15 protein-coding genes and 1 riboswitch are annotated in these 21,070 nt (G+C 75.0%); of the genes, 11 read left to right on the plus strand and 4 right to left on the minus strand.

Annotated features, from left to right (window positions below; translation table 11 throughout):
• Window positions 1–255 precede the first annotated feature (255 nt).
• Window positions 256–1,854 (minus strand): ABC-F family ATP-binding cassette domain-containing protein, encoded by a 1,599-nt coding sequence (locus tag ACGFS9_RS23545; RefSeq protein ID WP_393255876.1) that lies wholly within the window; start codon window positions 1,852–1,854, stop codon window positions 256–258.
• A gap of 365 nt (window positions 1,855–2,219) precedes the next feature.
• Here ACGFS9_RS23545 and ACGFS9_RS23550 point away from each other — a divergent pair, with 365 nt between their 5' ends.
• Window positions 2,220–3,110, plus strand: coding sequence for a neutral zinc metallopeptidase (locus ACGFS9_RS23550; RefSeq protein WP_393255878.1), 891 nt, complete (start codon window positions 2,220–2,222; stop codon window positions 3,108–3,110).
• Window positions 3,111–3,262: 152 nt separating this feature from the next.
• Window positions 3,263–3,697 carry a VOC family protein gene (locus ACGFS9_RS23555; protein ID WP_393255880.1) on the plus strand — a complete coding sequence of 145 codons (435 nt, stop codon included), beginning with the start codon at window positions 3,263–3,265 and terminating at the stop codon, window positions 3,695–3,697.
• Between the two features lie 484 nt (window positions 3,698–4,181).
• Here ACGFS9_RS23555 and ACGFS9_RS23560 read toward each other — a convergent pair whose 3' ends face one another.
• The 3 genes from ACGFS9_RS23560 to ACGFS9_RS23570 all read right to left on the minus strand — a co-directional run bounded on the left by ACGFS9_RS23560 (window position 4,182) and on the right by ACGFS9_RS23570 (window position 7,746).
• Window positions 4,182–5,594, minus strand: coding sequence for a hypothetical protein (locus ACGFS9_RS23560; protein WP_393255882.1), 1,413 nt, complete (start codon window positions 5,592–5,594; stop codon window positions 4,182–4,184).
• Between the two features lie 200 nt (window positions 5,595–5,794).
• Window positions 5,795–6,922, minus strand: a complete 1,128-nt coding sequence (locus ACGFS9_RS23565) for an alpha/beta hydrolase (protein WP_393255884.1) — start codon at window positions 6,920–6,922, stop codon at window positions 5,795–5,797.
• Window positions 6,923–7,002: 80 nt separating this feature from the next.
• Window positions 7,003–7,746, minus strand: coding sequence for a class II aldolase/adducin family protein (locus tag ACGFS9_RS23570; protein WP_393255885.1), 744 nt, complete (start codon window positions 7,744–7,746; stop codon window positions 7,003–7,005).
• 432 nt (window positions 7,747–8,178) lie between these two features.
• Here ACGFS9_RS23570 and ACGFS9_RS23575 point away from each other — a divergent pair, with 432 nt between their 5' ends.
• The 9 genes from ACGFS9_RS23575 (at window position 8,179) to cobI (ending at window position 21,023) form a co-directional block, all read left to right on the plus strand.
• On the plus strand, window positions 8,179–9,417 hold the full coding sequence (locus ACGFS9_RS23575) for an anion permease (protein WP_393255886.1): 1,239 nt from the start codon (window positions 8,179–8,181) through the stop codon (window positions 9,415–9,417).
• Between the two features lie 20 nt (window positions 9,418–9,437).
• A complete protein-coding gene (locus tag ACGFS9_RS23580; protein ID WP_393255887.1) occupies window positions 9,438–9,656 on the plus strand; it encodes a hypothetical protein in 219 nt (72 codons plus the stop codon).
• Window positions 9,657–9,792: 136 nt separating this feature from the next.
• A riboswitch (cobalamin riboswitch) is annotated at window positions 9,793–9,937 on the plus strand.
• Window positions 9,938–10,040: 103 nt separating this feature from the next.
• Complete coding sequence (locus ACGFS9_RS23585; protein WP_393255889.1) at window positions 10,041–10,988, plus strand: cobalamin biosynthesis protein; 948 nt, start codon at window positions 10,041–10,043, stop codon at window positions 10,986–10,988.
• The gene (locus ACGFS9_RS23590) at window positions 10,985–12,532 is read left to right on the plus strand and encodes a cobyric acid synthase (RefSeq protein ID WP_393255891.1); all 1,548 of its coding nucleotides are present in this window, start codon (window positions 10,985–10,987) and stop codon (window positions 12,530–12,532) included. The genes ACGFS9_RS23585 and ACGFS9_RS23590 overlap by 4 nt, the downstream gene beginning before the upstream one ends.
• Window positions 12,529–16,197 (plus strand): cobaltochelatase subunit CobN, encoded by a 3,669-nt coding sequence (gene cobN / locus ACGFS9_RS23595; protein WP_393255892.1) that lies wholly within the window; start codon window positions 12,529–12,531, stop codon window positions 16,195–16,197. The genes ACGFS9_RS23590 and cobN overlap by 4 nt, the downstream gene beginning before the upstream one ends.
• Complete coding sequence (locus ACGFS9_RS23600) at window positions 16,194–18,218, plus strand: putative cobaltochelatase (RefSeq protein ID WP_393255894.1); 2,025 nt, start codon at window positions 16,194–16,196, stop codon at window positions 18,216–18,218. Before cobN ends, ACGFS9_RS23600 begins: the two co-directional genes overlap by 4 nt.
• Window positions 18,218–18,817 (plus strand): cob(I)yrinic acid a,c-diamide adenosyltransferase, encoded by a 600-nt coding sequence (cobO, locus tag ACGFS9_RS23605; RefSeq protein ID WP_393255895.1) that lies wholly within the window; start codon window positions 18,218–18,220, stop codon window positions 18,815–18,817. Before ACGFS9_RS23600 ends, cobO begins: the two co-directional genes overlap by 1 nt.
• Window positions 18,814–20,295, plus strand: coding sequence for a cobyrinate a,c-diamide synthase (locus ACGFS9_RS23610; RefSeq protein ID WP_393256000.1), 1,482 nt, complete (start codon window positions 18,814–18,816; stop codon window positions 20,293–20,295). The genes cobO and ACGFS9_RS23610 overlap by 4 nt, the downstream gene beginning before the upstream one ends.
• The gene (cobI, locus tag ACGFS9_RS23615; protein WP_393255897.1) at window positions 20,292–21,023 is read left to right on the plus strand and encodes a precorrin-2 C(20)-methyltransferase; all 732 of its coding nucleotides are present in this window, start codon (window positions 20,292–20,294) and stop codon (window positions 21,021–21,023) included. The genes ACGFS9_RS23610 and cobI overlap by 4 nt, the downstream gene beginning before the upstream one ends.
• Window positions 21,024–21,070: the final 47 nt, after the last annotated feature.

Genomic DNA, 21,070 nt, shown 5'->3' on the forward strand with positions numbered 1-21,070 from the left:
TCGATACCGCTGAACGGGTGCTTCCACGAAGTACCTGGTCAGCGACGCGGGACGGCCGAGCCCCGCGGACTGAGGGGCTCGGCCGGAAAATCGGTGTACGACACACCTCGGTACGAGGAGATCTCACACAGATGATGGATCACCGATCGGCCGAATGATCCATACACGGTGGATCAGCCATTCGATCTCCGCGCGCCGGCCCCGGCCCGGGACGGGCGGGCCCGCGCGGCGCGGGCGCGGGGCCCGCGGGCGGGGTCAGGCGAGGGCGACCAGGTCGGCGTAGTCGGCGCCCCACAGGTCCTCGACGCCGTCCGGCAGCAGGATGATGCGCTCCGGCTGCAGGGCCTCCACGGCGCCCTCGTCGTGGGTGACGAGGACGACGGCGCCCTTGTAGGTGCGCAGCGCGCCGAGGATCTCCTCGCGGCTGGCGGGGTCGAGGTTGTTCGTCGGCTCGTCGAGCAGGAGGACGTTCGCGGAGGAGACGACCAGGGTCGCGAGCGCGAGCCGCGTCTTCTCGCCGCCGGAGAGGACGCCGGCGGGCTTGTCGACGTCGTCGCCGGAGAACAGGAACGAGCCGAGGGTCTTGCGCACCTCGACCAGGTCCAGGTCCGGGGCGGCGGAGCGCATGTTCTCCAGGACGGTGCGCTCGGGGTCGAGGGTCTCGTGCTCCTGGGCGTAGTACCCGAGCTTGAGCCCGTGACCCTCGATGACCTCGCCGGTGTCGGGCTGCTCGGCGCCGCCGAGCAGGCGCAGCAGGGTCGTCTTGCCGGCGCCGTTCAGACCGAGGATGACGACGCGGGAGCCCTTGTCGACGGCCAGGTCGACGTCGGTGAAGATCTCCAGCGAACCGTAGGACTTCGACAGGCCCTCGGCCATCAGCGGGGTCTTGCCGCAGGGCGCGGGCTCGGGGAAGCGCAGCTTGGCGACCTTGTCGGAGACGCGGACCGCCTCCAGCCCGGCGAGCAGCTTGTCGGCCCGCTTGGCCATGTTCTGCGCGGCCACCGTCTTGGTGGCCTTGGCCCGCATCTTGTCCGCCTGCGAGTTCAGCGCGGCGGCCTTCTTCTCGGCGTTCTGCCGCTCGCGCTTGCGGCGCTTCTCGTCGGCCTCGCGCTGCTGCTGGTAGAGCTTCCAGCCCATGTTGTAGACGTCGATGTGGGCGCGGTTGGCGTCCAGGTAGAAGACCTTGTTCACGACCGTCTCGACGAGGTCGACGTCGTGGGAGATCACGATGAAGCCGCCGCGGTAGGTCTTCAGGTAGTCGCGCAGCCAGACGATGGAGTCGGCGTCCAGGTGGTTCGTCGGCTCGTCGAGCAGCAGGGTGTCGGCGTCCGAGAACAGGATGCGGGCCAGCTCGATCCGGCGTCGCTGTCCGCCGGAGAGCGTGTGCAGGGGCTGTCCGAGCACCCGGTCGGGCAGGTTGAGCGCCGCGGCGATGGTCGCGGCCTCGGCCTCGGCGGCGTATCCGCCCTTGGTGAGGAACTCCGTCTCCTGGCGCTCGTACTGGCGCAGGGCCTTCTCCCGGGTGGCGCCCGAGCCGTTCGCGATGCGCTGTTCGTTCTCGCGCATCTTGCGGATCAGGGTGTCCAGGCCGCGCGCGGACAGCACCCGGTCGCGGGCGAGGACGTCGAGGTCGCCGGTGCGCGGGTCCTGGGGCAGGTAGCCGACCTCGCCGGAGCGGGTGACGGTGCCGGCGGCCGGCTGGCCCTCGCCCGCGAGGACCTTGGTGAGGGTCGTCTTGCCCGCGCCGTTGCGGCCGACCAGGCCGATGCGGTCGCCCTTGGTGATGCGGAAGGTGGCGGACTCGATGAGGATGCGGGCGCCGGCGCGCAGCTCGATACCGGAGGCGGAGATCAAGGACGGACTCCAGGGCTTGTGTCCCCTGCTCGACGAGCGGAGCCGAGAGCTCGGGGGGAGATTGGCGGACGGACGGCTGAGGGCGTTCCCGCCGTCTAATGCGCGAGGAGACAGGCCATGGGCCAAGTCTAACGGGGCCGTGCAAGCACTTTTCCGGCCCGGGGCCCTCCGGTGCTGTGACCCTCGCCCCGTCACCCGCGGTGACGGGACGAGGGGCGAGGGGCGTCACCCGGTCGTCCCGGGGCACCAGGCCCCCGCAGGGCCGGTAGCCCGTTCGGACCGCCGGTCGCGGCCCCGGGACCGGCGGCGTACGAGGATGGCGCCACGGAGCGGGCGACCGGGAAACGGCGGAGGGTGGTACGGGCATGCAGTTCGACGACGACGCCGACCTGGACACGTCCGAGGTCCAGGACGTGCGCGGCAGCCGCCTCCCCGGCGGCAGGGCGACCCTCGGCGGCGGCCTCGCCGCGCTGGTCGCCCTGGTCCTCGGGCTGTTCTTCGGGGTGGGGCCGGACCAGCTCGGCCTCTCCTCGGACGGCGGCGGGCCGGGCGCGTCCGCCTCCTCCCTGGGCCGGGTGCAGCAGTCCTGCCGGACGGGACGGGACGCGAACGCCCGGCAGGACTGCCGGGTCGTCGCCGTCGTCAACAGCATCCAGACCTACTGGACGAAGGAGTTCGCCCGCCGGGGCGGCACCTACGCGCCCTCCCCCACGGTCTTCTTCGACGGCCGGGTGGGCACCGCCTGCGGCTCCGCCTCCTCGGCCGTGGGGCCCTTCTACTGTCCCGGCGACCGCAAGGTCTATCTGGACCTGGGCTTCTTCGACGACCTGCGCACCCAGTTCGGCTCCAGCGGCGGACCGTTCGCCGAGGCCTACGTGGTGGCGCACGAGTACGGGCACCACGTGCAGGACCTCACGGGCGCGCTCGGCCGGGCGCGGGACGGCGTGACCGGCGCGGACAGCAACTCCGTGAAGACGGAACTCCAGGCCGACTGCTACGCGGGCGTGTGGGCCCGGCACGCGACGACCACCCCGTCCACGTCCTCGGGGAAGCCGCTGCTGACCTCGCTGACCGACGCCGACATCCGCGACGGTCTGGACGCGGCCGGCGCCGTCGGCGACGACCGCATCCAGGAGCGGTACCAGGGCCGGGTGACCCCGGAGACGTGGACGCACGGGTCGGCCGAGCAGCGCCGGCAGTGGTTCTACCAGGGCTTCAGCAGCGGCGACATGGCGCAGTGCGACACGTTCCGCTGACCGGGAGCCGCTGCGGGCCGCCCGCTGCGGGGACGGGCCGGGGCCGTGCGGCGCGGACCCCCGGCCGCGGCCGGGGGGTGGCTGTCGGTGGCCGGTGCCAGACTGGACGGCGCAACGGTTTTCCGGCGAGGTGACGAGACGGAGTGATCGGCATGACTGGTGGCGGCGGGCGTCCGAGCATCTACCCCTCCCTGTTGTACGCCGACGCGAAGGCGGCGATCCGCCAGCTCACGGAGGCCCTCGGCTTCACCGAGCTGTCGGTCTACGAAGGCGAGGACGGTTCGGTCATGCACGCCGAACTGGTGCAGGGCAACGGCGCGGTGATGCTCGGCTCCAAGGGCCGCGGCGGCCGGTTCGACGAGGCCATGAAGAACGCAGGCCCGTGCGGGGTGTACATCGTGGTGGACGACGTCGACGCCCACCACCGGCACGCCGCGGAGCACGGTGCGGAGATCCTGATGCCCCCGACCGACCAGGACTACGGCGCGCGGGACTACATGGCCCGCGACATCGAGGGCAACATCTGGAGCTTCGGCACCTACGCGCCGGAGGTGGGCGGCGGGGACGCGGGCGTCACGCCGGGGTGAGGCACCGGGTGCGGGAGGGCTCCCGCGAAGAGTGACGGCCTGCTCCGGAGGCCCGAGGAACCCGACGGGAGCCGCCGAACCGGAACGGGCAGGCGCCGACCCGGTCGACGGGGCTCCGATGGTTACGTCCGCCGTGCCGGACGCTCTGCGGCGGTACCTGCGGATGCCAGTCGGGCGAGGACCCTCCGGGCTCCCGTCGCGCTCGGCGGGCGGGCCCGGCCTCGGCCCCGCCCCCGCATCCCCCGCCCACGCGGCCGTTCGGCGCCGGGCCACGGCCTTCGCGTCGCGCCCGCCCGACCCGGCCGGGGCGGCGCACTCGGCGCCCGGTCGTCCCGTGGGCCTCGGTGCGGGGGCGTCGCGGCTCCGCCGCCCGTGCCAGTTCGCGGGCCGCCGGTGGGGCGTCAACGCCGCCGGATTCCGTGGGCCCGCTCCCACGCTGTGCCCGGCGCGGGGGCCCCGCCGTACCGGCCGCGGGCCCGCACGGTCAGTTCCCGCCGGTGTGGACCTGGAAGGCGGCCCGGCGCACGGCCTTGGCGAGCGCCGGGTCCGGGTGGGCGGCGGCGAGCGCGACGAGCACCTGCACGGTGCGCGGGTGCCCGACCGCGCGCACCTCGTCGAGGAGCGCGGGCACGGTGGGCTGCACCGCCGACTCCAGGTGGCGCACGAGCAGCGGCGCGTCGCCGTGGTCGGCGACGGCGGCGGCGGTGTCGACCCACAGCCAGGTCGACTCGGCGCGGGTCAGCACCTCGTGCGCGTCCTCCGGGTCGTGGCCGTCGTGCTCGGCGAGCCACAGCAGCGCGTACGGCCGCAGCCACGGCTCGTCGGCCACGGCGCTCACGTCGGGCTCGGCAGGGGCGCCGACCACCCGCAGCGCCTCGAAGGCCAGTCCGCGGGTGAGGGCGTCCTCGCCGCGGGCCGCCGCGAGCAGTTCGGCGACGGCGCTGCCGACGGGGCGGGCGGCGAGCCACGCGCGGTACTCGGCGCGAGCCGCGTTCGGCCGGAGCTGGGCGCAGCCGCGGAGCATGTCCTCGGCGGACTGCTCGATGTTCCCGGCAGGGCTCTGAGCGGCCACGCAGATCTGCTCCAGTTTGACCCACACCGCCCAGCTGCCGAGCGGGGTCAGGGTGGCCTGCCCGTCGCCGTAGGTCAGCGCGCCGACCGAGGCGAGGGCCCGCAGCGCCCAGTCCAGGAGCGGGGCGAGCGGGGCGAGCGGGGCGTCCGGGACCGCGGCGGGCTCCGCGACGGGCTCGGGCCGGGGCCCGTAGGGCACCTCGCAGCGTTCGGTGCGCAGTTCCGTGACCCGCTGCTGGAGCAGGTCGAGGAGCTGCTCCACCGGGACGGGACCGGCGGACAGCTGGAGGAAGGACAGCACCTGGGGCATCGCCGAGACGACCTCGGCGACGGCGGCCGGTTCCCGGTCCGCGGGCTCGGGGTGGGCCAGCGACCAGGCGTCGAAGAGGGCGACCCAGCCCCGCAGGACGGCGCTGTCGTCCCGGCTCCAGGCCCGCAGCCGCCAGCCGGGGCGGGCGCTGTCGCCGTGCACCTCGATGAGGCCGGCGAGCCGCGCGGTGTCCCAGTCCGCCCGCACCTGACGCGTCGTCAGATCCAGTTCGGCGGCGGCCCGTTCGGCGGTCGCGTCGGAGAGGGCGCCTTTGCCGTCGGAACTCGCGCCGTCGCGTCCCGGGCGCAGCGCCGCGTCGGCCCAGCGGGCGACCCGGGCCGCGTCGGACAGGCCGGTGCGTGCCATCCGGGCGAGTTCCGCGGGCGGCGGGGTGCCCTCGGGCGGCCGCGGCGCGGGGCGGGCGGTGCGGCGCCGGGTCACCGCTCGGGGAGCGGCCGCGAGGGGCCGCGGGCCGACGAGTCGGAGCCTGGAGTCGCGCGGGTTACGGGACGTCACGGGTGCAGTCTTCCGGTTGACGGTCCGAAAACCCAAACGGAATGCCCCGGCGGCCCGCGCGGGCGCCCGGGACGGCGGCCCGCCGGGGCGTTCGGGGCACCGCGGGGCACGCCCCGGGGAGTTGTCCCGGACCCAACCGGAAGCGCCCCGGAGCCGTTCCCGCCGCCCCGGGCGCCGGCGGCGGGGGACGGCCGCCGGTGTCACATCAGCGGGGTGAGGAAGCGGCGCAGCGCCTCCTCGTAGGCCGCCGGGTCGGCGTTCCACAGGGCGGCGTGCGGGGCGTCCGCGACGGTGTGCAGGGTGACGAGGTCCGGGCGGCTCGCGGCGAGGCGGCGCGAGGGGCCCCAGGGGGCGATGGTGTCGTCCGGGCCGTGCACCAGCAGGGTCGGCACGGTGATCCGGTCGGGGCGGGCCGCGCTCGCGATGCGGTCGCCGCGGACCCCGGTGCGCCCCTGGGCGGCGCGCACCGCGAGCGGCAGCAGGAACCCCGGGGTGTGGCGGGCGCCGGCCAGGGCGCGCAGCGTGACCTCCCAGTCGAGGACGGGCGAGTCCAGCACCAGTCCGGAGATCCGTTCGCGCAGCGCCGAGTGGGCGGCGGCGCGCAGGGCCATCGTGGCGCCCGTGGACCAGCCGTAGAGGATGATCCGGCGGGCGCCGTACCGCACGGCGTAGCGGATGGCCGCGTCGAGGTCGCGCCACTCGGTCTCGCCCAGGTGGTTCAGCCCGTCCGGGGAGCGGGGCGCGCCGAGGTCGCCGCGGTAGGCGAGGTCGAGCACGGGGAAGTGGCGCTCGTTCAGGAAGCGCATCACGTTCATGGGGTGCTCCCGGGTGGCGCCCAGGCCGTGCACGGTGATGATCCAGGTGTCGCGTACGGCGGGCACGAACCAGGCGGGCAGCGGGCCCAGTTCCCCGGGCACGTCGACGTCGCTGTGCTCCAGGCCCAGTGCCGACCCCGGGTCTCCGACGTACAGGTTCGGGACGAGCCAGACCTTGTCGCCGGGTTCCAGGGAGCCGTGGGTGACCCCGTCCAGCCGGCGCACGACCGTGTCGGCGGTGTGCGGGGTGGCGTCCTGGACCGGTCCGGCGATGGCGTGCGTGCCGTCGGCCGCGAGGCCGTAGACGCCGGGGCGCAGGGAGGCCAGGGTACGGGTCAGGGTGATCCCGCCGTCCGCCGTGGCGTGCACGGTGAGCCGGGGTTCGGTGGGCAGGGGCTTGCCGGGACGCGTCTTCAGCGCGGCGTCGCAGGCGAACCGGCCCGCCGCGACGGCGGCCGCGACGGCGGCTGTGGCGACGGTGACGGCTGCGGCCGCGGCTCTTGGGGTGCGCACCCGTCCAGTCTCCCGGCGCGGCCCGCCGTCGGCCAGTGGGAGGGGGCCGGTGGTGACCGGCGCCCCGACCGGCGGACGGCTCAGCCGCCGCCGCGCGGGCCCGGCTGCCCGTAGTCCCGCAGCCGCTCGCCCGCCTCCCGGAGCTGGGCCGGGGACAGCAGCGAGGGCGAGTGGCCCGGGACCGAGGAGGCCAGCAGCCAGACGCGGCACATCCACTCCAGTTGCGCGGTGCGGTCGTACGCCTGCTCCAGCGAGTCCCCGTAGGCCAGCGTGCCGTGGTTCCGCAGGAGGCAGGCGGTGCGCCCGGCCAGCGCCGAGAGCACGTGCGCGGCCAGTTCCGGGGTGCCGTAGGCGGCGTACGGGGCGACGCGGACGGGGCCGCCGAGGGCTCCGGCCATGTAGTGGACCAGCGGCAGTTCGGGGACGAGGAGCGAGACGGCCGTGGCGTGCGCGGCGTGGGTGTGGACCACGGCCCGGGCGTCGGTCTCCCGGTGGACGGCGAGGTGCATCGGCAGTTCGCTGGTCGGGCGGAGCGACCCGAGGACCTGCCGGCCGTCGAGGTCGACCCCGACGGCGTCGGCGGGTGTCAGCCGGTCGTAGGGCACGCCGGTCGGCGTCACCAGCACGGTGTCCCCGACGCGCACGGAGGCGTTTCCCGAGGTGCCGACCACGAGTCCGTCGGCCACCGTGCGGCGCGCCGTCGCCACGAGGTCGCCCCACGCCTCCTCCAGCGCGCCCGCCGCGCGGCGGGGCGGGCCCGCGTCCGCGGGGCGCGCCGGCGGTCCGCCGTGCCGTGCGCCGCGGCCCTCGTGCTCATCCGTCATGGGTCGATCCTCCCCGTCGTCGCCGCGCTCGGCCCGTGCCGCCGCCCGCCCGCGCTCGCGGGCGGGTTCGCCGGCCGCGCCGGGTCCCTCCGTGCGGGAATCCTGTCAGCCGCGGGCCGGAGGGCGACCGGCCGGGGGGCGAGGACGCGCGGAGGGTGCCGAGCGGAGGCCGCCGGAGCCTCCACGGCCCCGGCGCGTGACGAGGATCTCCCCGGCGGCAGGCCCGGCGGTCCGGGCCGGTCCCGAGGCGTGCGGCGACCCGTACGGGGACCGGGTGTTCGACCTCTGTTCGAGTGTCGCGGCCTCCCCCGGGGACAAGCGGAGGACGGATTCGCCCTTCGGGACACCACAAAGCCCGACCCAGTTCATCTTCCGTTCATCCAGGTTGCCTACGGTCCACCTGCCACTGACGTCCAACAGAAGCCTGGGTAAATGGAACACATCACGCTCCTCCTCGGAATCGTGATCGTCACCGCTCTCGTGTTCGATTTCACGAACGGTTTCCACGACACCGCCAACGCGATGGCCACCACCATCTCGACCGGCGCGCTCAAGCCCAAGGTCGCGGTGGCGATGTCCGCCGTGCTGAACCTTGTCGGCGCCTTCCTCTCGGTCGAGGTCGCCAACACGATCTCCAAGGGCCTCGTCGACGAGTCCGGCATCCGGCCAGAAGTGATCTTCGCCGCCCTGGTGGGCGCGATCCTCTGGAACCTGGTGACCTGGCTCATCGGACTGCCGTCCAGTTCCAGCCACGCCCTCATGGGCGGCCTGGTCGGCGCCACCATCGCCTCGGCCGGCACCGGCGCGGTGCACGGGGACGTCCTGGTCGGCAAGGTGCTCATCCCCGCCGTGGCGGCCCCGATCGTCGCCGGCCTGGCCGCGCTGTTCGCCACCCGGCTGTCCTACCGCCTCGGCCGGAACGCCGGCGGCAAGGCGACCGAGAAGGGGTACCGCGCCGGGCAGATCGCCTCCGCGGGCCTGGTCTCGCTGGCCCACGGCACCAACGACGCGCAGAAGACGATGGGCATCATCACCCTGGCCCTGGTCGCCGGCGGCGCCGTGGCGCCCGACTCCGACCCGCCGGTCTGGGTCATCCTCTCCGCCGGTCTCGCGATCGCGCTCGGCACCTACCTGGGCGGCTGGCGCATCATCCGCACCATGGGCAGGGGCCTGACCGACCTCCAGCCGCAGCAGGGCTTCGCCGCCCAGACCAGCGCGGCGACGGTCATCCTCGCCTCCTCGCACCTCGGCTTCTCCCTCTCCACCACGCACGCGGTCTCCGGGTCCGTGATGGGCGCGGGCCTCGGCCGCAAGGGCGGCGTGGTCCGCTGGTCCACCGCCACCCGCATGCTCGTCGCCTGGGTGCTCACGCTGCCGGCCGCCGCCCTGGTCGGCGCCCTGGCCGAGTGGGTCACCGGCTTCGGCGCCTGGGGCACCACGCTGGTCGCGGTGTTCCTTGTCGTCTCCAGCCTGGCGATCTGGCGCCGCTCGCGGCGCGAGGTCATCGACCACACCAACGTGAACGACGACGAGCCCGCGGGCGTCGTCACCACCGCCATGGCCGCCGTCACCCCGCCGCCCGCCGGCTCCGTGGCCGAGGACCTCGCGGCCACCATCCCCGCTCCCGCCGAGCCCGCGGCGAACCCGCCGGCGCCGTCGCGCGTGGCCTGAGAACCGAAGGTAGAAACAGCATGCACATCGACTGGTCAGCCCTCGGTTCCGTCTTCGGGGTGAGCCTCGCGGCCACCGTCGCCCTCGTCGGCCTCTTCACCCTCGGCGTCGCCGGCCTCTCCAAGAAGGAGTCGTCGCAGGGCGGCTCCGCCGTCGCGGCGGCCACCGGTGCCTACGTGTGCTTCGCCGCCTGCGCCGCGGCGGTCGCGTACGGCATCACGCTCATCATGAGCAAGTAGAACCGGACGAACGGCCCGAACGGGCCGTCATCGGGCAGCACTTCACGTGGGGTGCGGGACGGAACATCCGTCCCGCACCCCACGGGCGTGTGGGGCTGCGCACACTCTCCTCGTGCAGGTCAACAGCAAGTTGACTGCCGTTCTCACGCGTGGTGGACTGCCCAGGCCAAGTACGGGGGCATGAGAGGAAGCCGGTGTGAATCCGGCGCGGTCCCGCCACTGTGACCGGGGAGGCGACTCCCCGGGAGCCAGGAACTCTCGCCGCCGGTCTCGTCGAACCAGGGCGTGGACACCCTGAGTGAGGACACATCGCCATGCGCGGCTGCCCGTTGCCGGTCCTGTCGAGTACGAGCGTTCCGCCGCACCCCGCGGCCGGCTGACCCCGTGCGGGCCGATCGCGTCTTCGCGTACGGCGCCGCCGCCGGCCTCCTCGGCGACCTGCTGCTCGGCGATCCCCGCCGCGGGCATCCGGTCGCCGCGTTCGGGCGGGCGGCCGGGGCCGTCGAGCGGAGCCTGTGGCACGACCACCGCGGGTGGGGCGCCCTGCACACCGCCGTGTGCGGCGGCGGCGCCACCGCCCTCGCCGTACTCGCCCACCGCTCCCTGCGCTCCTCGCGAGCCGCTTCCCTCGCCCTGACCGCCGCCACCACCTGGGCCGTGGTGGGCGGCACCTCGCTCGGCCGCGAGGGGCGGGCGGTCGCGGGCGCACTCGCGGCCGGGGACCTCCGCGGCGCCCGGGAACGCCTGCCGCACCTGTGCGGGCGGGACCCCGAGGCGCTCGACGCCGACGGCATCGCCCGCGCGGTCGTCGAGTCCGTCGCCGAGAACACCTCCGACGCCGTGGTGGGCGCGCTCGTCTGGGGCGCCGTGGCCGGCGTGCCCGGCCTCGTCGCCTTCCGCGCCGTCAACACGCTGGACGCGATGGTGGGCCACCGGTCCCCGCGCCACCGCCGCTTCGGCTGGGCCTCCGCCCGGCTCGACGACGTCGCGGGCTGGCCCGGCGCCCGGCTGACCGCGCTGCTCGCGGCCGTCGCCGGGACGGACCCGGGCGGCGCGGTGCGGGCCTGGCGTGCCGACGCCGGCCGGCACCCGAGCCCCAACGCCGGTCCGGTGGAGGCGTCGTTCGCCGGCGCGCTCGGGGTGCGGCTCGGCGGCACCCTCTCCTACGCCGGACGGATCGAGCACCGGCCGGTACTCAACGGCGCCGGGCGCACCGTCCGGGTCGCCGACATCGAGCGGGCCGTGCGGCTCTCGCGCCGCGTCGGCTGGCTGGCGCTGGGCGTGTGCGCCGGCGGACGGGCTCTGCTGAGCCGGAAGGGGCGTGGCGCGTGAGCGGCGGGCTGCTGATCGCCGGGACCACCTCGGACGCGGGCAAGAGCGTGGTGACCGCCGGGATCTGCCGGTGGCTGGTGCGCCACGGGGTGAAGGTGGCGCCGTTCAAGGCGCAGAACATGTCCCTGAACTCGTTCGTGACGCGGGAGGGCGCCGAGATCGGGCGGGCGCAGGCGATGCAGGCGCAGGCCGCCCGGGTGGAGCCGACCGCCCTGATGAACCCCGTGCTGCTCAAGCCGGGCGGTGACCGGACCAGCCAGGTCGTGCTGCTGGGCAGGCCGGTGGGCGAGATGAGCGCCCGCGGATTCTTCGGCGGCCCGGCGGGCGAGGAGCCGTCGGCGCTCGCGTCCGGGGGGCACCGGGAGGCACTGCTGGCGACGGTGCTCGACTGTCTGGACCGGTTGCGGGGCACGTATGACGCGGTGATCTGTGAGGGGGCGGGAAGTCCGGCCGAGATCAATCTGCGGCGCACCGACATCGTGAACATGGGCATCGCGCGGAACGCGGGGCTGCCCGTGCTGGTCGTCGGCGACATCGACCGGGGCGGGGTGTTCGCCTCGTTCTTCGGGACGGTGGCCCTGCTGTCGCCCGAGGACCAGGCGCTGGTCGCCGGGTTCCTCGTCAACAAGTTCCGCGGCGACGTGAGTCTGCTGGAGCCCGGGCTCGACATGCTGCACGGCCTCACCGGCCGCCGCACCCTGGGCGTGCTGCCCTTCCGGCACGGTCTGGGCATCGACGAGGAGGACGGGCTGCGGGTCTCGCTGCGCGGCGCGGTCCGCGAGTCGGCGGTCTCCTCCCCCGTCGGCGCGGACGTCCTGCGGGTCGCGGTGTGCGCGGTCCCGCTGATGTCGAACTTCACCGACGTGGACGCGCTGGCCGCCGAACCGGGCGTCGTCGTGCGGTTCGTGGACCGGGCCGAGGAACTGGCCGACGCGGACCTGGTGATCGTGCCGGGGACCCGGGGCACGGTGAAGGCGCTGGCGTGGCTGCGCGAGCGGGGTCTCGCGGACGCGATCGCCCGCCGGGCCGCCGAGGGCCGCCCGGTGCTGGGGATCTGCGGCGGCTTCCAGCTCCTCGGGGAGCACATCGAGGACGAGGTCGAGTCGCGGGCCGGGCACGTCGACGGACTCGGACTCCTCCCCGTCCGGGTGCGGTTCGCGCGGGAGAAGACGCTGGCCCGGCCGGTCGGCGAGGCCCTCGGCGAACCCGTCGAGGGGTACGAGATCCATCATGGTGTCGCCGAGGTGACCGGCGGCGAGCCCTTCCTGGACGGGTGCCGGACCGGCTCCGTCTGGGGCACGCACTGGCACGGCTCGCTGGAGTCGGACGGTTTCCGCCGGGCCTTCCTGCGCGAGGTGGCCGCCGCCGCGGGCCGCCGCTTCGTACCGGCGGCCGACACGTCGTTCGGGGCGCTGCGCGAGGAGCAGCTGGACCGGCTCGGCGATCTGATCGAGGAACACGCGGACACGGACGCGCTGTGGCGGCTCATCGAGTCCGGCGCGCCGCAAGGACTGCCCTTCATTCCACCGGGAGCGCCCGCATGAGCACAGTGTTGTTGTTGTCGACCGCCGACACGGATCTGCTGGCGGCCCGTGCCTCCGGCGCCGCCTACCGGATCGGCAATCCGACCCGGGTGGAGGTCGCCGGCGAACTCCCCGCGCTCGTCGAGGGCGCGGACCTCGCCGTCGTACGGCTGCTCGGAGGGAAGCGGGCCTGGGAGGACGGGCTGGCCTTCCTGAAGGCGTCCGGCGTTCCGACCGTGCTGCTGGGCGGCGAGTCCGTCCCGGACGCCGAGCTGATGGCCGAGTCGTCGGCACCGGCCGGCGTGGTGGCGGAGGCGCTGCGCTACCTCGTCGAGGGCGGCCCGGCGAACCTCGCCGAGCTGGCCCGGTTCCTGTCCGACACCGTGCTGCTGACGGGCGAGGGCTTCGAGGAACCGCACAGGACCGCCGCGTTCGGGGTGCACGGCGAACGGGAGTTCACCGAGGGCCGGCCGACCGTCGGAGTGCTGTTCTACCGGGCGCACGAGCTGTCCGGGAACACCGGTTTCGTGGACACCCTGTGCGACGCCATCGAGGCCCGCGGCGCCAACGCGCTGCCCGTGTACTGCGGTTCGCTGCGCGGGGCGGACCCGGAGCTGTACGAGATCCTCGGCCGGGCCGACGCCCTCGTGGCCACGGTCCTCGCGGCCGGCGGCACGCACGCGTCGCAGGCGTCGGCGGGCGGTGACGAGGAGGCCTGGGACATCGGGGCGCTCGCCGACCTCGACGTCCCCGTCCTCCAGGGGCTGTGCCTGACCTCGTCGAGGAGCGCCTGGGAGGCGTCCGACGCGGCGCTGTCCCCGATGGACGCCGCCATGCAGGTCGCGATCCCGGAGTTCGACGGCCGCCTGATCACCGTGCCGTTCTCGTTCAAGGAGCAGGGCCCGGACGACGTCCCGGTGTACGTGGCCGATCCCGAGCGGGCCGCGCGGGTCGCCGGGATCGCCCTGCGGCACGCCGTGCTCAAGCACAAGCCGAACGCGGAGAAGAAGCTCGGCATCGTCTTCACCGCGTACCCGACCAAGCACGCGCGGGTCGGCAACGCGGTCGGCCTGGACACCCCGGCCTCGGCGGTGCGGGTCCTCGACGCCCTGCGCGACGCGGGGTACGGGGTCGCCGAACACCCCGACAACGGCGACGAGTTGATCCACCGGCTCATCGCGGCGGGCGGCCACGACGTGGAGTGGCTGACCGAGGAGCAGCTCGCCGCCGCCCCGGCGCGGGTGCCGCTGGCAAAGTACCGGGCCTGGTTCGACACGCTCGACCCCGGGCTGCGCGCGGGCATGCTGGAGGCGTGGGGCGAACCGCCGGGCTCGCTCTACGTGGACGGCGAGGACATCGTGCTGGCGTGCCTGGAGTTCGGGAACGTCGTGGTGATGATCCAGCCGCCGCGCGGCTTCGGCGAGAACCCGATCGCGATCTACCACGACCCGGACATGCCGCCCTCGCACCACTACATGGCGGCCTACCGCTGGCTGGAGGCCGCGCCGTCGGAGGGCGGCTTCGGCGCGGACGCCGTCGTGCACATGGGCAAGCACGGCACGATGGAGTGGCTGCCGGGCAAGGGCCTCGGGCTCGGCGGCGGCTGCGCACCCGACGCGGTCCTCGGCGAACTCCCCCTGGTCTACCCGTTCATCGTCAACGACCCGGGCGAGGGCACGCAGGCCAAGCGGCGCGGGCACGCCACCGTCGTCGACCACCTGGTGCCGCCGATGGCCCGCGCGGACACCTACGGGGACCTCGCGAAGCTGGAGCAGCTCCTCGACGAGTACGCGCTGGTCTCCGACCTGGACCCGACGAAGGCCCCGGCGGTCCGCGCGCAGATCTGGACGCTGGTGAAGGCCGCGGAGCTGCACCACGACCTGCACGTCGACGAGCAGCCGGACGACGGCGACTTCGACGAGTTCGTGATGCACATCGACGGCTACCTGTGCGAGATCAAGGACGTGCAGATCCGTGACGGCCTGCACGTCCTGGGCGGCGGCCCGGAGGCGGAGCCGCGGGTGAACCTGGTGCTGGCGGTGCTGCGCGCCGCGCAGGTGTGGGGCGGCGCGGCGAACGCGCTGCCCGGTCTGCGGGCGGCTCTCGCGGAGCACTTCGGCCTGGTGGAGAAGGAGCTGCTGGCCGAGCCGGGGGCCGCGGTGAAGGTCCCGGCCGAGCTGAGCGACCTCGTCGCGGGCCCGAACCGGACGGCGGCCGACGCCGTCGACCTGCTGGAGCAGCTGTGCCGGCGGGCGGCGCTGGGCATGGAGGAGCGCGGCTGGGACGCCGCCGCCGTCCCGGCTCTCGTACGCGAGGTGCTGGGGTCCGAACTCCCGGATGCCGTACGGGTGCTGGAGTTCGCGTGCCGCGAGGTCGTGCCGCGGCTGGCGCGCACCACGGACGAGATCGGGCACATCCTGAAGGCGCTCGACGGCGGGTACGTCCCGGCGGGTCCCTCGGGTTCGCCGACGCGCGGTCTGGTCAACGTGCTGCCGACCGGCCGGAACTTCTACTCGGTCGACCCCAAGGCCATTCCGTCCCGGCTGAGCTGGGAGGTCGGCCAGTCCCTCGCGGACTCGCTCGTGCAGCGCTACCTCCAGGACACCGGGGAGTACCCGACGTCGGTCGGGCTGACGGTCTGGGGCACCTCCGCGATGCGGACGCAGGGCGACGACATCGCGGAGATCCTCGCGCTGCTGGGCTGCCGCCCGGTGTGGGACGACGCGTCGCGGCGGGTGACCGGCTTCGAGGTGGTCCCGCTCGACGAGCTGGGCCGTCCCCGCATCGACGTCACGGTCCGCATCTCGGGCTTCTTCCGCGACGCGTTCCCGCACGTGGTCGGGCTGATCGACGACGCGGTGCGCGCGGTCGCGGAGCTGGACGAGCCCGCCGACCGCAACTTCGTGCGCCGGCACGCCGACGAGGACACCGCCGAGCACGGCGACCGGCGGCGCGCGACGGCCCGGGTCTTCGGCTCGAAGCCGGGCGCGTACGGGGCCGGACTGCTGCCGCTGATCGACGCGCGCAACTGGCGCTCGGACGCGGACCTCGCCGAGGTGTACGCGGTGTGGGGCGGCTACGCCTACGGGCGCGGGCTCGACGGGCGGGCGGCACGCGGGGACATGGAGACGGCGTTCAAGCGCATCGCGGTCGCGGCGAAGAACGTCGACACCCGCGAGCACGACCTCGTCGACGCCGACGACTACTTCCAGTACCACGGCGGCATGGTCGCGATGGTGCGCCATCTGACGGGCTCCAGCCCGGAGGCGTACGTCGGCGACTCGGCGGTGCCCGACCAGGTGCGGACCCGCACGCTCGGCGAGGAGACGCACCGGGTGTTCCGCGCCCGGGTGGTCAACCCGCGCTGGATGGCCGCGATGCGGCGGCACGGCTACAAGGGCGCCTTCGAGATGGCGGCGACGGTCGACTACCTCTTCGGGTACGACGCCACGGCCGGCGTGGTGGACGACTGGATGTACGAGAAGCTCAGCGCGGAGTACGTCTTCGACGCGGAGAACCGGGACTTCATGAAGAAGTCCAACCCGTGGGCGCTGCGCGGGATCACCGAGCGGCTGCTGGAGGCCGCCGAACGCGGTCTGTGGGCCGAGCCGGACGCGGAGACGCTGGAGCGGCTGCGCGCCGGCTATCTGGAGCTCGAAGGCGACTTGGAGGGCGACGAGAAGTGAGTACCCCGTTCCCGTTCACCGCGGTGGTCGGCCAGGACGACCTGCGCCTCGCGCTGCTGCTGAACGCCGTGTCCCCGGCCGTGGGCGGCGTGCTCGTCCGCGGCGAGAAGGGCACCGCCAAGTCGACGGCGGTGCGCGCCCTGTCGGCCCTGCTGCCGGCCGTCGACGTGGCCGGCGGCTGCCGCTTCTCCTGCGACCCGGCCGCCCCGGACCCGGGCTGCCCCGACGGCCCGCACCCGGCGGAGGGGACCGCGACGCGTCCGGCGCGGATGGTGGAGCTGCCCGTGGGGGCCTCCGAGGACCGGCTGGTGGGCGCCCTGGACATCGAGCGGGCGCTGTCCGAGGGCGTCAAGGCGTTCGAGCCGGGCCTGCTGGCCGAGGCGCACCGCGGCATCCTGTACGTCGACGAGGTCAACCTGCTCCACGACCACCTGGTCGACCTGCTGCTCGACGCGGCGGCGATGGGCGCCTCCTACGTCGAGCGCGAGGGCGTCTCCGTCCGGCACGCGGCGCGGTTCCTGCTCGTCGGGACGATGAACCCCGAGGAGGGCGAGCTGCGGCCGCAGCTGCTCGACCGGTTCGGACTGACCGTCGAGGTCGCCGCGTCGCGGGAGCCGGACCAGCGGGTGGAGGTGGTGCGGCGGCGGCTCGCCCACGACGACGACCCGGCGGCCTTCGCGGCACGCTGGGCGGACGACGAGGCCGAGGTGCGGGCCCGGATCGTGGCGGCCCGCACGCTGCTGCCGTCCGTGCGGCTCGGGGACGCGGCGCTGCGGCAGATCGCGGCGACCTGCGCGGCCTTCGAGGTGGACGGCATGCGCGCCGACATCGTGATGGCTCGCACCGCGACCGCGCTCGCCGCCTGGGCCGGCCGTACGGACGTGCTCGCCGAGGACGTCCGGCAGGCGGCGCTGCTGGCCCTGCCGCACCGCAGGCGGCGCAACCCCTTCGACGCGCCCGGCCTCGACGAGGACAAACTGGACGAGACGCTGGAGGAGTTCGGCGGTTCGGACGGCGACGGCGACGGTCCGGACGACGAGCCCGACCCCGACCCGGACGGTCCCGGCGGTGGCGGTCGTCCGCCGCAGGACGGGCCGGACGACGGCTCCCCGGCCGGTGACGTGCCCGCGCAGGGCGAGCCGTCGGAGGACGGGCAGGCCCCGGCCGGCCGGGGCGCGGGCGAGCAGTCGCCGGTCCGGGCGGCCGAGCCGTTCCGGACGAAGGTGCTGAGCGTGCCCGGCCTCGGCGAGGGCGCGGCGGGCCGCCGTTCCCGCGCGCGGACCGAGCACGGCCGGACGACCGGCTCCCGGCGCCCCCGGGGGACGCTCACCAAGCTGCACCTGGCGGCGACCGTCCGGGCCGCCGCACCGCACCAGGTGGCGCGCGGGAGGTCGGGACGCGGTCTGGTCGTGCGGCGGGACGATCTGCGGCAGGCGACACGCGAGGGCCGTGAGGGCAACCTCGTGCTGTTCGTCGTGGACGCCTCCGGTTCCATGGCGGCGCGGCAGCGGATGGGCGCGGTCAAGGGGGCCGTGCTGTCGCTGCTGCTCGACGCCTACCAGCGGCGCGACAAGGTGGGCCTGGTGACCTTCCGCGGATCGGCCGCCGAGGTGGCGCTGCCGCCCACCTCGTCGGTGGACGCGGCGGCGGTCCGGCTGGAGTCGCTGCCGACGGGCGGACGGACCCCGCTGGCCGCCGGGCTGCTGCGGGCGCACGAGGTGCTGCGCGTCGAGCGGCTGCGGGACTCCGCGCGCCGGCCGCTGGTCGTGCTGGTGACCGACGGGCGCGCCACGGGCGGGCCGGAACCGGTCGCGACGGCGGGGCGCGCGGCAGGGCTGTTCGCTGCCGACGGGGTCGCCTCGGTGGTCGTCGACTGCGAGTCGGGGCCGGTCCGGCTCGGGCTCGCCGGACGGCTCGCCGGTGAACTGGGCGGCACGGCGGTGACGCTGGACGCGCTGCGGGCGGACTCCCTCGCCGGGCTGGTGCGGGATGTGCAGGGGACGTCGAGGAGGGCCGCGTAATGCCGCAGGGACAGCCGAGTGTCGTACCGGACGACGGGCTGACGACACGTCAGCGAAGGAACCGGCCGCTGGTCGTCGTGCACACGGGGATCGGCAAGGGCAAGTCGACGGCCGCGTTCGGGCTCGCGCTGCGCGCCTGGAACCAGGGATGGCCCATCGGGGTGTTCCAGTTCGTCAAGTCGGCGAAGTGGAAGGTCGGCGAGGAGAACGCGCTGCGCGTCCTCGGAGCCTCCGGCGAGGGCGGCACCGTCGACTGGCACAAGATGGGCGAGGGCTGGTCCTGGGTCCAGCGCGACGCGCAGATGGACAACGAGGAGAAGGCCCGCGAGGGCTGGGAGCAGGTCAAGCGGGATCTCGCCGCCGAGACGTACCGGCTGTACGTGCTCGACGAGTTCGCCTATCCCCTGCACTGGGGCTGGGTGGACACCGACGAGGTGGTGGAGGTGCTGCGGGACCGGCCCGGGACCCAGCACGTCGTCGTCACGGGTCGCAACGCCCCGGAGAAGCTCGTCGGGATCGCCGACCTGGTGACGGACATGTCCAAGGTCAAGCACCCGATGGACGTGGGCCAGAAGGGCCAGAGGGGCATCGAGTGGTGACGTCCTGCGTCCCCCGGCTGGTCGTCGCCGCGCCCTCCTCGGGCAGCGGCAAGACCACCGTGGCCACCGGGCTGATGGCGGCGTTCGCCGAGCGGGGGCTCGCCGTGTCCCCGCACAAGGTGGGGCCCGACTACATCGACCCCGGGTATCACGCGCTCGCCACCGGGCGCGTGGGACGGAACCTGGACGCCTACCTGTGCGGCACCGAGCTGATCGCCCCGCTGTTCGCGCACGGGGCGCACGGCTGCGACCTCGCGGTCGTCGAGGGTGTGATGGGGCTCTACGACGGTGCCGCCGGGGAGGGGGACCTCGCGTCCACGGCACAGGTCGCGAAGCTGCTGCGCGCGCCCGTGGTGCTCGTCGTGGACGCCTCCTCGCAGTCCCGGTCGGTGGCCGCCCTGGTGCACGGCTTCGCGTCCTGGGACCCCGAGGTGCGTCTCGCCGGGGTGATCCTCAACAAGGTGGGCTCCGACCGGCACGAGGCCATGCTCCGGGAGGCCCTGGACGCGTCGGGAGTGCCGGTCCTCGGCGCGCTGCGGCGGTCCCCTGCGGTGGGCACGCCGTCCCGGCACCTGGGGCTCGTGCCGGTCGCCGAGCGGCGCGCGGAGGCGGTCGGGGCGGTCGCCGCGATGGCGGCGCAGGTGCGCGCCGGGTGTGACCTGGACGCACTGTTCGCGCTGGCGCGCGGGGCGGGAGCGCTGCCGGGCGGGGCCTGGGACGCGGCCGAGGCGGTCCGGGCCGCGGCGCCGCCGGACCGCGACGCGGCCGGGGCGGCCCCGGCCGGTCCCGGGGCGCCGCCCGCGGGCGGGCCGCTGCACTCCCCCGGACCGTCGGCGGCGGGCCCCGGCGCCGACGGAACCCCGGCGCCGTCCGGGGTGCGCACCGTCGCCGTCGCGGGCGGCGCCGCCTTCACCTTCTCCTACGCCGAACACGCCGAGCTGCTCACCGCGGCCGGCGCCGAGGTCGTGCCCTTCGACCCGCTGCGCGACGAACGGCTCCCGCCGGGCACCGGCGGCCTGGTCGTCGGCGGCGGTTTCCCCGAGGTGTACGCACCCGAGCTGTCGGCGAACGAGCCGCTGCGCCGGGCGGTGGCCGCGCTGGCGTCGGCCGGCGCCCCGGTCGCGGCCGAGTGCGCCGGGCTGCTCTACCTGTCCCGCGACCTCGACGGTCTGCCCATGTGCGGGGTGGTCGACGCCACCGCCCGGATGCACGAGCGGCTCACCCTCGGCTACCGCGACGCCGTGGCGGTGACCGACAGCGTGCTCGCCGCGGCCGGCACCCGGATGCGCGGCCACGAGTTCCACCGCACCGTCGTCGAGCCGGGCGCCGGTCCGGCCCCCGCCTGGGGGGTGCGCACGCCCGAGCGGCGCGTCGAGGGATTCGTGCGGCGCGGCGTGCACGCGAGTTACCTGCACACGCACTGGGCGTCCGAGCCCGGTGTGGCCCGTCGGTTCGTGGAGAGGTGCCTGACGTCATGAACGCAACGCTGATCGGTGTCGGGGTCGGCCCCGGCGACCCCGAACTGGTGACGGTGAAGGGCGTCAACGCGCTGCGTGCCGCCGAGGTCGTCGTGGTCCCCGTGATGGACACGGGCGAGCGGGGGCGCGCCGAGGCGACCGTCCTGCACTACGTGCCCGAGGACAAGGTGCTCCGGGTGGTGTTCGCCCTCAACGAGCGCAGCGACCGCGGGCGGCGCGAGGCCGCGTGGGACGCCGCCGGCGCACGCGTGGCGGATCTCCTCGCCCGGCACGCGACGGTGGCGTTCGCGACCATCGGGGACCCCAACGTGTACTCCACGTTCACCTACCTCGCGCACACCGTCGGCGAGCTGCTGCCCGGCACCGTCGTCGAGACCGTTCCCGGCATCACCGCCATGCAGGACCTCGCGGCCCGGTCGGGCGCCGTGCTCACCGAGGGGACCGAACCGCTCACGCTGGTGCCGGTGACGGCGGGCTCGGCCGTGCTGAAGGACGCGCTGAACGGGCCGGGCACGGTCGTGGCGTACAAGTTCGGGCGGCAGGCCCGGGAGGTCGCCGAGGCCCTGCAGGACAGCGGGCGGATCGACAGCGCGGTCTGGGGCTCGGCGCTCGGCCTGGAGGACGAGTCGATCCGGCCGGCCGGCGACCTCGACGGGGAGGCGCTGCCCTATCTGTCGACGCTCATCGCGCCCGCGCCCCGCCACGGCGAGCGCGGCGGGAAGCTGTGAGCCGAACCCGTCCGGCATGCCCGGAGCACCCGGCCCGCCCGGCACGT

The organism is Streptomyces sp. NPDC048566, from assembly GCF_043199735.1.
GTDB lineage: Bacteria > Actinomycetota > Actinomycetes > Streptomycetales > Streptomycetaceae > Streptomyces.